Below are 13,060 nucleotides of genomic sequence, written 5' to 3'. Positions count from 1 at the left end.
GTGTCGGCAACACGGCACTCAAAGCGGTTCCGGGTGCCATGGCCACGCTTGCGTGGCCATGAACCGGCGTGGGCCGACCGCGCGACCGTCGCCGATCGCATGGCCACGCAAGCGTGGCCATGGCACCCAGGCGGCTGGCTCTCGATGCGACGCCGATCGCCCCCTCATCCGGCCCTTCGGGCCACCTTCCCCCGCGAGGGGGGAAGGCCGTTATGGTCCGGATCGCGACCCCAGCTCGCCTCCGAACTCCGGCGACCTTCTCGCGCATCGCTTCGGGAAGATTCATCGCGAGCCTCCCCGCCCGAACCTCCAGGCAACGAACGATTCCAGCATCAGGAGCCCGAGCACGGCGAACAGGAGGGGCCGGTGGAGTTCGCCGCGGCGGCCGACGGAGGCAGTGTCGGCGGACAGGCCGCGGACGTCGTCCAGCAGCACGAACTTCCAGCCGGGGACGCGTTCGACCAGGGCGGAACGGTCGAGCTTGGCCGGGTCGCTCTCGATCGGGTCGGGGTTCGCGGCGAAGGTCAGATCCAGCGCGACGGGGGGGCCGACTTTCACCTGGTACGCGCCGGCGGCGTCGGTCCCCTCGAACACCAGCCGGGCCAGGCCGCCGTCCGCTTTCAGCTTCACGGTCGCCGGCGCGCCGCCGTTGGGGGGGGTGATCGTCGCCGAGGCGCCCGCCGCCGAGCCGGGGAACGACTGGTCGAAGGGTCGGCCGACGCGGATCGTCCGATCCGCCTGACGGCCCGACGCCGCCAGCATCACCAGGTCGCGAGCGATGGCCGGATAGCTCGGGTGGAGCGGCCAGTTGGACCAGCCGGCGTCGGCCGGGACGGCCAACTGGAAGACCTTCCCCTTCCGACGGGGAGCCTCCAGAACCGCCGGACCGCCGTCGTCGAACGCCAGCGCGACCTGCGCTGTGGAGTCCTTCGGTAGCGTCAACTGGTGGCGGGCCCAGACGCGGACCTGGGTCAAACCGGCGACGACCGGGTCGGTCTGGTTGCGGAAGCCGGCGAGGATTGGGTGGCGGAAGCCCAACGGGTCGAACCGGAAGGCCGATTCCTTCTTCGCGGGGTCGCCGATCGTCTCGCCGATCGCGGCCGGCAGGATCCCCTTGCCGTCGGCGTACAGCAGCCGGTTGTAGTTCTCGGCCGAGATCTGGTCGCCGCCGAAGGCGATCAAGCCGCCCCCCTGTTCGAGGAAGTCCTCCAGGGCCTTCACCTCCTCGGCCGTGAACTGGGCGACGTTGCAGAGGGCGATCACGTCGTAGGCCGCCAGGTCGCGGCGGGCGAACTGGCTCTCGGGGACGACGTCCACGTGGATCGGGTCGGGCTCGTCGGCCGCGCTCTCGCCGGGGGCGAGCGCCTGGGCGAGATAATCGGTCTCCGCCTGGAACGCCTCCGACTTGAAGTCGCCGTCCACCAGCAGAGTGCGAACGGCCTCGCGGACGTTGGCGACGAACAGCCGACGGTCGTCGGGCGGCAGCGCGTCCTCGTCGATCGTCGCCTCCACGACGTGGTCGCCGGGGGTCGGAAACTGCTGGTTGAAGACGACGGGGACGTCCTCGCCGACCGGGAGGTCGACCACCTGTTCAGGACCGACGCGGCCATCAGTCGTCAGTCGGACCCGGACGCCCTGCGCCGGGGTTGGGCCGAAGTTGCGGATCAGGGCCGTCATGGCGACGGTCGTCCCCGGCGTGATGACCGGCGAGGACGCCGTGAGCCCCACCACGGCCCGGTTCCCGGCGTTCGCCTTCCCCAGGTCGACGACGGTCGAGCGCGGGCGGCGGGCCTCGATCTTGGCGATCGTCCGCTTGAGCCCGTCGTCGCCGCCCGAGTCCTCGGAACGGGCCCGCCAACTCGTCGACTGCAGGTCGGTGAGGACCACCAGCTCCTTCTGCGAGATCGACGAGACCTCGAACACCCGCTCGACGGCCTCGAAGGTGGCCTCCAGGTCCACGGCGCTCTGGCCCTGGGTTAATTCGCCGATCTCCTTGCGGACTTCTTCCAGGTTGGGCGAGGGGTCGCCGACGACGACGCGCGGCGGGTCGCCCATGACGACCAGGCTGATCGCGTCCCCCCGGCGCGAGTCCTTGACGAGCTGTGCGGCGACCTCTTTGGCCTGGTCGAACCGCGACTTGCCGCCGGCCTTCGCCGCCATGCTCATCGAGCCGTCCAGCACGATCACGCGATGCGTCCGTCGGCCCGGGATCACGTTGCCGAACGACTCCAGGAACGGCTTGGCCATCGCCCCGACGACCAGCCCGACCAGCAGGCAGCGGATCGCCAGCAGCAGCCATTGCTCAATCTGGATCCGCCGCTGGTTCTTCGCCAGCGCCGCCTGGAGGAACCGCATCGCCGCCCAGCGGATCTCCCGCTTCTTGCGCCGGTTCAGCAGGTGGATCAAGATCGGGATCGACGCCGCCGCAAGCCCATACAGGAGCGCTGAGTTGGCGAAGCCGAGGGCGAAGAGGGGGGTGATGGTCATGGTTTCCCCCAGTCGCGTTGGCGAATGCTCAAGCAAACCTCCCTTCTCCCCTTGTGGGAGAAGGTGCCCCGGAGGGGCGGATGAGGGGGGTCATCATCGGCGACGGAGGTCGGGTTACCCCTCATCCGGCCTTCGGCCCAATAATGCTGTACGGCACGACTTGCGTGGGATTCGCCGAAGGCGTCTGCCACCCTTCTCCCTTGGTGGGAGTAGGTGCCCCGAAGGGGCGGAGGAGGGGGGTCACAACCGTCGTTGGCCGTTATGGTCTGCCTCATCCGGCCTTCGGCCACCTTCTCCCACCAAGGGAGAAGGGAGGAAGCGCTACTGCCCACGATGTGTCTCATCGCCGCCCTCCTAGCTCGGCTTCGAGCCTTTGCACGTAAGCCGCGACGCCTCGTGCGACGGCGTCTACGTCCCCGAGAACTTCTTCGTTTGAGAACCGCAGAATCGTCAACCCTCGCCGTCGTAACTCGCTGTCCCGGGCAAAATCATACTCCACTCGGTCCTCATGGACGGGGCCGTCGACCTCCAAGGCGAGCTTATGCTCCGCGTCGAAGAAGTCGAGGATGAACGGGCCCATCGGGACCTGGCGGCGGAACTTCAGGCCGATGTTGCGGCGGTCGCGAAGCGCGGCCCAGAGGAGACGCTCGGCCGGCGTCATATCGCGGCGGAGTCGACGCGCGCGGTCGAGCGGTCCAGAGCAAGGGGGTTGCTCTGGGATCAGCGTCGGGTTTCGCGGCGCGTCGGGCATCAGACTTCTCCACGCCTGAGCCAAGATCCAAATCCCTCCCTTCTCCCCTGGTGGGAGAAGCTGCCGCGAAGCGGCGGATGAGGGGGGTCACAACCGTCGGCGGACGTCGGGATCCCCCTCATCCGGCCTTCGGCCACCTTCTCCCACCAGGGGAGAAGGGAGGTTTCGCGGCTTACGCCGCTCTGTAAGTTCATCGTCATCGTCCTCACCTCTTCCTGGCCGCGCGCGCCGCCAGATAGGCGGAGAGGGCGACGTCGAGGGGCTGGTCGGTGCGGAGGGGGACGTAGTCGATGTCGATCATCCGGCAGCCTTTCTTCAGCTCGTCGAGGTACGCGGAGACCTCGCGGCGGTAGGCGGCGGCGATGGCGGAGGGATCGGCGGCGATCTCGCCGAGATCCTCCATACCCTGGAACAGCATCGGGTCGCGGAAGGGGAAATTCACCTCGTCCGGGTCCAGGACGTGGAAGACGATCACCTCATGGCGACGGTGGCGGAAGTGCTTCAGGCCGGCGATCACCTTCGCCGGATCGTCGAGCAGGTCCGAGAAGATCGCGACGATCCCGCGCTTCTTGAACCGCTCGGACAGGTCGTGCAGCACGGCGCCGAGGTCGGATTTGTCGCGAGCCGGGGTGACGTCGAGCAGGTGGACGATCTCCTTCAGGTGCGAAGGCTGGCCGGCCGGCTTGAGGTAGCGGCGGACGGCGTCGTCGAACAGGGCCAGGCCGACGGAGTCCTGCTGCTGGAGGATCATGTACGCCAGCGCCGCGACGACGAACTGCGCGTACTTGAACTTCGTCACCCGGCCCTCGGCCGAGTACGACATGGACTCGCTCGTATCCAGAAGCAGGTACAAGAGGAGGTTGGTCTCCTCCTCGTACTGCTTGAGGTAGAGCTTGTCGGTCTTGGACCAGACCTTCCAGTCGACGTGGCGGACGTCATCGCCGGGGACGTACTCGCGGTGCTCGGCGAACTCGACCGAGAAGCCGTGGTACGGGCTGGGGTGCATGCCGGCGACGTAGCCCTCGACGAGAAGCCGGGCCTGGAGGTCCAGGCCCTGGACGCTAGCCAGCGTTTGCGGATCTAAATAGCTTTGGTAATTTTCCACCCTGCTCGGCCTCGCGTTCGTCGACTGGGATCGTCTTGATCAGCCGCTCCACCACTTCGTCGGGGCGGATGCCTTCGGCCTCGGCGTTGAAATTCGTGATGATCCGGTGCCGGAGCACGGGGGCGGCGACCGACTTGATATCGTCGATCGAGACGTGGAACCGCCCGTGGAGCACGGCCCGAGCCTTGCCGGCCAGCACCAGATACTGGCTGGCTCGAGGGCCGGCCCCCCAACTGACGTAGTCACGCACGAACGCCGGGGCCTCCTCGCGGTCGCGACGCGTGGCCCTGACCATCCGGACGGCGTACTTCACCACGTGGTCGGCGACGGGGACCCGTCGGACGATCTCCTGCAAGACCAGGATCTCGTTGGCCGAGAGAACCTTGGTGACGGTCGGCCGCGTCGGGCTGGTCGTCATCCGGACGATGTCGAACTCCTCGGCCTCGTCCGGGTAGTCGACCATCACGTTGAACATGAAGCGGTCGAGCTGGGCTTCGGGCAGAGGGTACGTCCCTTCCTGCTCGATCGGGTTCTGGGTCGCCAGGACGAAGAACGGATCCGGCAGCCGGTGCCGCTCGCCGCCGACGGTCACCTGACGTTCCTGCATCGCTTCCAGGAGCGCGGCCTGGGTTTTGGGAGGCGTTCGGTTGATCTCGTCGGCGAGGACGATGTTGGCGAAAATCGGCCCGCGCAGAAACTTGAACTGACGAACGCCCGTCGCCTTGTCCTCCTGGATCACCTCCGTCCCCGTGATGTCCGAGGGCATCAGGTCGGGGGTGAACTGGATCCGGTTGTAGGTGAGGTTCAGGGCGTCGGACAGAGTGTGGATCATCAGCGTCTTGGCCAGGCCGGGGACGCCGATCAAAAGGCAGTGGCCGCGGGCGAAGATCGAGACGAGCAACTCCTCGACGACCTTGTTCTGGCCGACGATCACCTTGCCCATCTCGGCGCGAAGCGTCTCGTAGGCGGACTTCAGACGGTCGACGGCGGCGAGGTCGTCCTGACCGGCGGGGAGCCCCTCGGGCTCGGGCTCGCGGGGGTCGTGGGGCTGGTCGCTCACGTGGGTTCCTCCCTCTCTCGCTCGCTCTCTCTGCCATTTCGAGGGGTCCAGCCGCCATGGCCGGCGTCGAAATGGCTTTATTCTGGTCGTTCTGGGGCGTCTTCTGGTTTTTCTTGATAAATTAGGATATGTTTTAAGGGTTCAATTTGGGCCTGTTACGGCCCGTTCGGTCGTCCTCCCAGCGCCCAGAGGGCGTGCGGCGTCGCGACGACCGCCCCCCTCGGGTCGAGGTGTAGGGCGACCTCGTCGACGAGCGACGGGAGCATGAACCTCTGAACAAGCGCTCCGTCCGACTGGCGGCGGACCACCACGGGAAGGGGCTCGGCCGGGTCGTCGGACAGGCCCGAGGCCTCCGGATAGGCTAGCACGGCCCGGTCGCTCAGGACGATCGACCAACGGACCAGTTGGGGGCCCGTCAGCGGGCGGCTCCAGGCCGTCGTCCCGTCCTCCAGTGAGAGCGCCCGCAGCAAGCGGCCGCCGGCCCAGTAGAAGCGTCGGTCGTCGACGGCCGAGGCCACGGGACGCTCGCCAAGATCCTCAACTCCAAGCGGGGCCGACCACTTGCGGCGACCCGTCGCGGGGTCCAGGCGGATCAGCGTCCGGCCGTCGTGGATCACCAGCAGGCGGTCGGCGTCGACGACGGCCCGGGGGGCTCCGGTGACGGGAAGCTCCGCGCTCTCGCGGTAGTCCCAGTCGTACCGGCCGGTGGTCAGGTCGAGCTTCTTGACCGTCCGGCGGTCGGCCACCAGGATCACGTGGTCCTCGTCGAATGGAACCGGAACCCGTTGCAGGGCCTCACCTTCCGCGAGGGGCCTCCGCGACACCCCGCGGCCCGTCTCGGTCTCCAGGACGACGACCTCCGAGGGCCGCCACGTCTGGAGGACGATTCGATCGGGGCCGATCCAGGCCAGCGGATTCAGATCCCCCCCCTTGCCGGAGAACGACCAGTCGACCAGCCCGGTGTCGCCGTCGAGGGCGATCAGCTCGTCGCCGCCTCGGAACGCGAAGAGCCGACCGGCGGCGGCCTGGAAGCCGTGCAGCGTCGCGCCAACGACCGGGGCGGCAGCCTCCGCCCGAGGAGCGGCGGGGCCGGCGTCGCGGGCGAAGGGGTCGGGGCCCGTCCGGGCCGGAGCATCAGCCTCGCCGCCGAACCGCCAGAGGACGGCCCCATCGCGCGGGTCCAAAGCCACGATTCGAGAAGGGGTTGCGGCAACCAGCTTGTCGGCCAGATAGCCTACCCAGACGGCCCGAGCGCCGATGGAGGCGGTCCACGATTCGCTGCCGCCGTTCGGCTCCAGGGCGGTGATCGAGACGGCGTCGGCCAGGACGGTACGCGCCGAATCGGCCGAGGGGGGCGAGCCGGCGACCGTCAGCGGCCGGGGGCCTTCGCCGTCGCCTCCCCGCCATCGCCAGCGGCGGATCAGGGGGGAGGGGGCCGCGGGACGGGCGTGGTCGGCCGTCAGGCGGGCCAGGGGCTCGCGCGCCAGTTCGGCGGCGGCCAACTCGCCGGCCTTGCCGCCGCCGGCTTCGGGCAGGCGAGCCTCGCCGTAACGGGCCTGGAGCCGCGTCAGGGAGTCGCGGGCCGGGCCGAGGAACCCCTGAGCCTCATAGGTCCGGGCGAGCCGCCAGAGAGCCCGGGCGCGGGCCTCGTCGTCGGGGGAGGAGAGAGTCAGCAGCCTTCGGTAGGCGGCGGCGGCCTCGTGAGGACGGGCCTCGGCCTCCTGCAGGGCTCCCAGGGCGAGCAGGGCGTCGGGGACGATCTCCGCGGCCGGGAAGGCGCGGGAGGCTTCGGCGAGCAGACGCGGGTCGCGGGCGCGCCGGCCCTGGTCGTACAGGTCCCGGGCGCGGCGGTCGAACGCTGCGTAGGCGTCACGACCGCGATCGCGGACGAGGGCCGTGAGCCGATCGGCGACGTACAGGTCGGCCCGAACCGAGCGCCGGCCGTCCTCGGCGGGGACGGTCAGAGAGGCCAGTCGGTCGTAGGTTAGCAGGTTCTGAAGGACCTCGACGGCCTCGGCGGGCCTCGACAGTTCCAGGACGGCGTCGGACAGGGCCAGGCGAGCGCGAAGGCGGTCGAACGGCTCTCGGGCGACGGTCGACGCTCGTTCCAGACGGGCCACGGCCTCCTCGGACTTCTTGGCTTTCCGCAGGTCGCCGGCCAGCTTCAGCAGCAGCCGGAACTGGTGGTCGCGGGCCGCGTCGGCCAGCGAAGCCCCGTCGACGACCTCGGCCGGCTTCGCCAGCTTCGCGGCCGACTCGTACGACGCCAGCGCCAGGTCGGCGCCGCCGGAGGACTCGGCGGCTCTCGCCAGGCGGTAGTGGGCGGTCGCGTCCTCAGGACGGCGGGCGATCTGCTCGCGGTAGCGTTCGATGAGCCGGCTGTTCTGGCAGAAGACGATCAGGCCGTCGTTTTGAGCGACGACGAGGTAGCCGTCGCCGGCGACGAGGTTGCCGCCGGTGGTCTGATACATCTCGGCCAGCTTGATCGGCGGCGCGGCAAGGTTCGCCGTCGCCTGGTCGAGAACGTGGATCTCGTTGCGGGTCGGCCAGTAGATCCGGCCGCCGGCGAGGAACCCCCGGCCGAAGCCTTCGCGACCGCCGGCGTCGGGCCAGGCGTGCAGCAGGCGGCCGTCGCGAACGTCGAACAGCAGGACGCGGTCGCCGGTGGCCACCAGGCGGCCGGCCGCAACCCCCAGCAGGTGGGCGACCTTCACGTCCTCGGGGATCGCGTCGGTCTTCCAGCGCAGGCGGCCGGTCTCGGCGTCGAACGCGAAGATCGCCGAGGCGTCGCCGGGGGCGACGAACACGGCGCCGTCGTGGACGACGGCGGGGTTTAAGTCGCGCTCGGAGGCCGCCGCCCCTCGGTTCCCCTCGCGCCGAGGGTAGGTCGCCACCCAGAGGATCCCGCCGGTCTCGGCGTCGAGAGCCGCGACGGCTCCCAGATTCGTCTGATAGTAGAGCGAGGACCCGTCGAGCGACAGCAGACGGCTGCCGGGATCGCCGCCTCCCATCACCACGCCCATCCCCATCCCCATCATGGCGTCGTTCTCAGGCGCCGCAGCGCCCAGGTAGCGGATCCACCGCAGCGCACCGTCGGACGCGTCGAAGCTGGCGATGTAGGTCGCCGTCTGCTCGCGGCGGTCGGTCACCGCCACGTAGACGCTCCGCGAGTCGGCGACGGGGGCTCCCTCAAAGGCCACGGTGGCGCTTCCCTGCTGGCCGGGGCGGTCGGGGAGGGTCAGCTCGCTCGACCGTCGCGACCAGAGCTTGCGGTCGGGCGTCTTGTCGAGGTCGAGCGCCAGGATCATGCTGCCGTTGCGGGCGGAGGCGTTGTCACGGTCGCCGCCGATCCCCCCCTGACGGATGAACGGCTGGACGATGAAGCTGGGGGCGGATGGACCCATCCGGGCGTAGATCCGACGGCCGACGGCCGTCAGCGTGTGCCGCGGGGCCGTCCAGAAGGGCAACCGAGCCTGGGGGCCGGCGTCTCCTCCTTCGGATTCGTAAGTCCAGGCGGGCTCGATCGTTGGGGCCGAGTCCTCAACGGAGTCGGGCCGCTCGTTCAGGTTGTACCCCAGAATCTTGTTCGCGTCGCAGACGATCACCTGATCCCCCAGCACGATCGGGTGATAGCCCAGCAGGCGGTCGCCCGGATAGCTCGCCCCCGGGTTCATGGCGCGAGAGGCCGGGTAGGGGCCGCGCACGGCCGGAGTGATCCGCTCCAGGGAGGCGCGCCATTGGATCGACCCGACGTCCACGGCGTCGGGAAGGACCCGGTCACGCGCCGGCGAGCCGGCGAACGTCGGCCAGCGGGCGTCGTTGGAGACCGGCGGCGCCAGCGCGTCCGACTTCAACGACGAGGCCACCAGGTCGGCCAGCCGCCCCTTGGCACGGCCCGCCAGCGAGCCCTCGGCGGCCGGGTGGGCCTGCGCCAGCGCCTGGGCTTCCCGAGCGGCCCGGGCGGCGTCTCCCATCGCGGCGATCGCCAGCGTCTTCTTGGCGGCGACGCGGGCCAGGTCGACCGAGGGGTCCGGGTGGGCCAGCAGTTGCGGCGTGTTCGGGTCGTCGGGGACGAGCCGACGGTATATGGCGACGGCCTCGCCGAACCGGCCGTCCTGGAAGGCCAGGTCCCCGAGCAGCTCGACCGCGTCGTCGCCCCACGACGAGCAGAAGGCCTCATCGACGACCCGCCGCAGCAGAACCGGGTCGCGACGCTCCTTCCCCTCGGTGTACCAGCCCTCGGCCTGGGGGTCCCGGCGTGCGCGGTAGGCGGCCAGGGCTTCCGCGGGCAGGGCGGCCAGAGTGCGCTGGCAGAACGCCCGCAGATCGACGTAGAGCGTGAAGGCCTCGTCGCGACGTCCGGCGGCCGGGGCTGGAGCGGCCGGATCCGCGGCCTCGCGGGGGAGCCGGGCGACCTTGTCGCCGTACTGGTCGATGACCCGCTGATAGATGGCCACGGCCTCGGCCCACTGGCCCGACCGCGCGTGGTTGGCGGCGTTCCGCAAGAGCGACTCCGCCGCCTCGCTGGAATCCGGGTAGAACTTGGAGCCCCCACCCCCGCCGAACTGCCCCCAGCACGGGCTCGTCGCCAACGCCAGGAGGGTCAGAAGGACCCCGATCATTCGGGTTGGGGCGGCGGCGCGGTCGCGCCGGTCGAGCCGGGACCAGGTCATCCTCGCTCCCCTCTCGCCGATCATCGTGATCGGTCTCGGTTCGACGTCTTCGATCGGTTCAGTCGCCCGCTCGGCCTCGCCTTCGCCGGATCTTCCGTATGTAAGACATTGTACGTTCACCTGGGACGAGTTTGACAACCCCCCAAGGCAAATCCGATACCACCGCTCCCGTTTTTCGGACGATTGCGATCGCACGTGTTGAACCGACCGAAGAATCCTCCTAACTGTAAGCGTCAAACCCCCTCCCGACGTCCCACCGCTGCCGCGCCCTTGGGCAGGCTCGCTCGCTGCTTCGTCGTGCAGCGATGGTTGAGCCCCGTCCCTCGACTTCGGAATCTGGTCGGGGAGGACGCCTCCGGACGGCCCCTGACATGCTTGCGTGCTATTATCTCAGCGAATACCTCGGCTGAAAGGGGAACCTGGGAACCGCGGATCGTTTGCGGACGGCGGGCGCGGTAGACTGTCGCATCCCTTTAATCTTGAGAACGCCCCGGCATTCCTCTCTCCGCCGCCGAACCTCGTCTCGTTCGGTCGGTTGCGCCGGTCGGCGCTCGGCCAGCCGTCCACGTCCCCCAGGGGAATCTCCGTGAGCACCGCCGAAGCGACCGCACCGCCCGAGCTTCACGCCCACCGCCGTTACCAATGGACCGGCTCCGGCGACGTCAACGCCTTCTTCGGGCTGATGATCGACAACATCGGCGACATGATCCTGATGACGAGCCTGCTCGTCGCCGCCTTCGGTTTCCCGCGCGACTTCGTGCTGACCCGGATGATCCCGGGGACGGCCGTCGGCGTGCTGGTGGGGGACCTGATCTTCACCGTGATGGCGTTCCGACTGGCCAAGCGAGTCGGCCGGAACGTCACGGCGATGCCCCTGGGGCTGGACACCCCCAGCACGTTCGGTTCGGTCTTCCTGATCCTCGGCCCGGCGTTCGTCGCGGCGAAGGGGAGGGGGCTGGACGACCTCGGGGCGGCGCGACACGCCTGGTATCTGGGGATCGCCATGCTGCTGGCGTCGGGCGTCTTCAAGCTGGCCTGCGCCCCGTTCTGCGGCTGGATCCGACGGGTCGTGCCGAGGGCCGGGCTGCTGGGGTCGCTTTCAGCGATCGCGCTGGTGCTGATCAGCTTCCTGCCGCTGCTGGACATCGCAGCGCAGCCGGTGGCGGGGCTGGCCTCGCTGATGATCGTGCTGGCGACGCTCTCCGCCCGCTGGAAGCTCCCCGACCGCGCGCCGGGGATGCTGGTGGCCGTGGGCGTGGGGTGCGTGCTCTATTACGGGATGTTCCTGACCGGGACGGGGCCAGGCCCCGAGGGTGCACGGCCGGAGACCTTGCTGCGGTTCTCGCTGCCGTTCCCGATGGCCGACTGGTGGGCCTGGTTCCAGCTCAACTGGCGCGAGGCCGCCGGCTACCTGCCGGTGGCGATCCCCCTGGCGCTGGCGACGATCATCGGCGGCGTCGACTGCACCGAGAGCGCCGCGGCCGTCGGCGACGAGTACCCCACCGGCCTGATCGTCGCCGCCGAGGGCCTGGCCACGCTGGTCGGCGGCGGCCTGGGGGGCGTGATCCAGTCGACGCCTTACATCGGTCATCCGGCGTACAAGGCGATGGGCGCCCGCGCGGGATACACTCTGGCGACGGCTCTGTTCATCGGGGCGGTCGGGGTGCTCGGCTGCTTCGACTGGATCTTCTTCCTGCTGCCGAAGGCGGTCGTCTTCCCGATCCTGGTCTTCATCGGCCTGGAGATCACGGCGCAGTCGTTCCAGGCGACGCCGTTCCGTCACTATCCGGCGGTCGCCTTCGCGTGCGTCCCGGCGCTGGCGTATCTGGGACTGCTGGCAGTGAATCAGGTCCTGCCGGAGGTCGGCAAGCCGTTCGACCAGTTGGCGCCGAACGTCCAGCACTGGATCGCCTCGGTGACGAGCCTCTCCGGCGGGTTCATCGTGACGAGCCTGTTGTGGGGCTCAAGCCTGGCGCTCCTGATCGACGGGCGCGCCCGCGAAACGGCCTTCGTGCTGGCGCTGGCGGCCGTGTTCGCCTGGTTCGGCGTGATCCACTCGCCGCTCCCCTCGGGGGCCGTGATGACCCCCGGGGCGGTGGCGGCCGAGTTGAAGGCGATCGGCCGAGGCGGCGCCTCGGCCCACCAGACGCCCTATTACTGGTCCGGCGCCTACCTGGCGATGGCCGCCGCCGTGCTGATCCTCGGCCGATACGCCGAGATCCCGCCGATCGAGGAAGACCCGCACGTCGCGCCGACGAAGGCGGTGTGAGGGCGTTCTCCTCAGAACTTGCTTACTCGCTGAATTGCGTCAACTTCACCGGCGGTTGATCGGGAAACTTGGCGGTGATCTCCAGGACGCCGCCCATCGCCTCGACGTACTTCCTCAGCGTGCTGATGTAGACGTCGGTTCGTCGTTCGATCTTGGAGACGGCCGCTTGCTGGACGTGCAGCTTCGCGGCCAACTCCTCCTGAGACTGACGGCGGGCTTCGCGCAGTTGACGCAGTGACGCTTCCTCAGCGAGTAGTTCTGTGGTCCGCTGGGCGATCCGCCGTTGCTCCTCTGCCGGCAGCTTGGCGATGAAGTCTTCCAGCTTGTTAGCCATCACATCCCCCTGAGATGCCTCTGATATCGTTCCTCGGCGATCGGGATCATCGACTTGTAGAAACGCTTATCACCCGCCTTGCAGCCGCCCACCAGTAGGATCGCACGCCGTGCCGGATCGAAGGCAAACAGGATCCGCCAGGGGTCGCCCCTATATTGAACTCTCAACTCCTTCAGGTTTGAGACGTTGGTTCCCTTGAGCGTATCGACGTAGGGCCTTCCGAGGTTGGGCCCGCGTTCCCTCAGCACATTGGCCGAGGCGACGATTTCCTCCCGAACGCCTGCCTCAAGTTGCAGTAGCCAGGATTCGAAATCGGGGTCGAGAATCACGTCCCACATGGATTCCTCCCAAGGAATAATAATCCGTCGGAGGAATAAGTCC

At 69.0% G+C, this 13,060-nt stretch carries 8 protein-coding genes; 1 reads left to right on the top strand and 7 read right to left on the bottom strand.

Translation table 11 applies throughout. The annotated features are described in order from the left end of the window. Positions 1–282: 282 nt before the first annotated feature. The 5 genes from G5C50_RS10170 to G5C50_RS10150 all read right to left on the bottom strand — a co-directional run bounded on the left by G5C50_RS10170 (position 283) and on the right by G5C50_RS10150 (position 10,076). Entirely contained in the window at positions 283–2,487 is a 2,205-nt protein-coding gene (locus G5C50_RS10170; protein ID WP_165068535.1) for a BatA domain-containing protein, read from the bottom strand. A 340-nt stretch (positions 2,488–2,827) separates the two neighbouring features. Beyond that, positions 2,828–3,238 carry an endonuclease domain-containing protein gene (locus G5C50_RS10165; RefSeq protein WP_165068532.1) on the bottom strand — a complete coding sequence of 137 codons (411 nt, stop codon included), beginning with the start codon at positions 3,236–3,238 and terminating at the stop codon, positions 2,828–2,830. Between the two features lie 205 nt (positions 3,239–3,443). Next, positions 3,444–4,343, bottom strand: coding sequence for a DUF58 domain-containing protein (locus G5C50_RS10160; protein WP_240907037.1), 900 nt, complete (start codon positions 4,341–4,343; stop codon positions 3,444–3,446). Continuing rightward, positions 4,300–5,403 carry an AAA family ATPase gene (locus G5C50_RS10155; RefSeq protein ID WP_240907036.1) on the bottom strand — a complete coding sequence of 368 codons (1,104 nt, stop codon included), beginning with the start codon at positions 5,401–5,403 and terminating at the stop codon, positions 4,300–4,302. The genes G5C50_RS10160 and G5C50_RS10155 overlap by 44 nt, the downstream gene beginning before the upstream one ends. Positions 5,404–5,558: 155 nt before the next feature. Then, positions 5,559–10,076 (bottom strand): outer membrane protein assembly factor BamB family protein, encoded by a 4,518-nt coding sequence (locus G5C50_RS10150; RefSeq protein ID WP_165068529.1) that lies wholly within the window; start codon positions 10,074–10,076, stop codon positions 5,559–5,561. A gap of 586 nt (positions 10,077–10,662) precedes the next feature. On the opposite strand from G5C50_RS10150, the gene G5C50_RS10145 reads away from it, so the two are divergent. Next, positions 10,663–12,345: a permease gene (locus G5C50_RS10145; protein WP_165068526.1), complete on the top strand. Its 1,683-nt coding sequence runs from the start codon at positions 10,663–10,665 to the stop codon at positions 12,343–12,345. Between the two features lie 22 nt (positions 12,346–12,367). On the opposite strand, the gene G5C50_RS10140 is transcribed toward G5C50_RS10145, so the two are convergent. Next, on the bottom strand, positions 12,368–12,679 hold the full coding sequence (locus G5C50_RS10140) for an XRE family transcriptional regulator (protein WP_165068523.1): 312 nt from the start codon (positions 12,677–12,679) through the stop codon (positions 12,368–12,370). Then, complete coding sequence (locus G5C50_RS10135) at positions 12,679–13,017, bottom strand: type II toxin-antitoxin system RelE/ParE family toxin (protein ID WP_165068521.1); 339 nt, start codon at positions 13,015–13,017, stop codon at positions 12,679–12,681. Before G5C50_RS10135 ends, G5C50_RS10140 begins: the two co-directional genes overlap by 1 nt. Positions 13,018–13,060 lie beyond the last annotated feature (43 nt).

The sequence above is a fragment of the Paludisphaera rhizosphaerae genome, from assembly GCF_011065895.1.
Classification (GTDB): domain Bacteria; phylum Planctomycetota; class Planctomycetia; order Isosphaerales; family Isosphaeraceae; genus Paludisphaera; species Paludisphaera rhizosphaerae.
This window is presented reverse-complemented; position numbering and strand designations above follow the sequence as displayed.

Excerpts from the sequence above, each read along its gene's own strand:
- G5C50_RS10135 (WP_165068521.1), bottom strand. The coding sequence starts at position 13,017 with ATGTGGGACGTGATTCTCGACCCCGATTTCGAATCCTGGCTACTGCAA.
- G5C50_RS10165 (WP_165068532.1), bottom strand. The coding sequence starts at position 3,238 with ATGCCCGACGCGCCGCGAAACCCGACGCTGATCCCAGAGCAACCCCCT.
- G5C50_RS10140 (WP_165068523.1), bottom strand. The coding sequence starts at position 12,679 with ATGGCTAACAAGCTGGAAGACTTCATCGCCAAGCTGCCGGCAGAGGAG.
- G5C50_RS10170 (WP_165068535.1), bottom strand. The coding sequence starts at position 2,487 with ATGACCATCACCCCCCTCTTCGCCCTCGGCTTCGCCAACTCAGCGCTC.
- G5C50_RS10150 (WP_165068529.1), bottom strand. The coding sequence starts at position 10,076 with ATGACCTGGTCCCGGCTCGACCGGCGCGACCGCGCCGCCGCCCCAACC.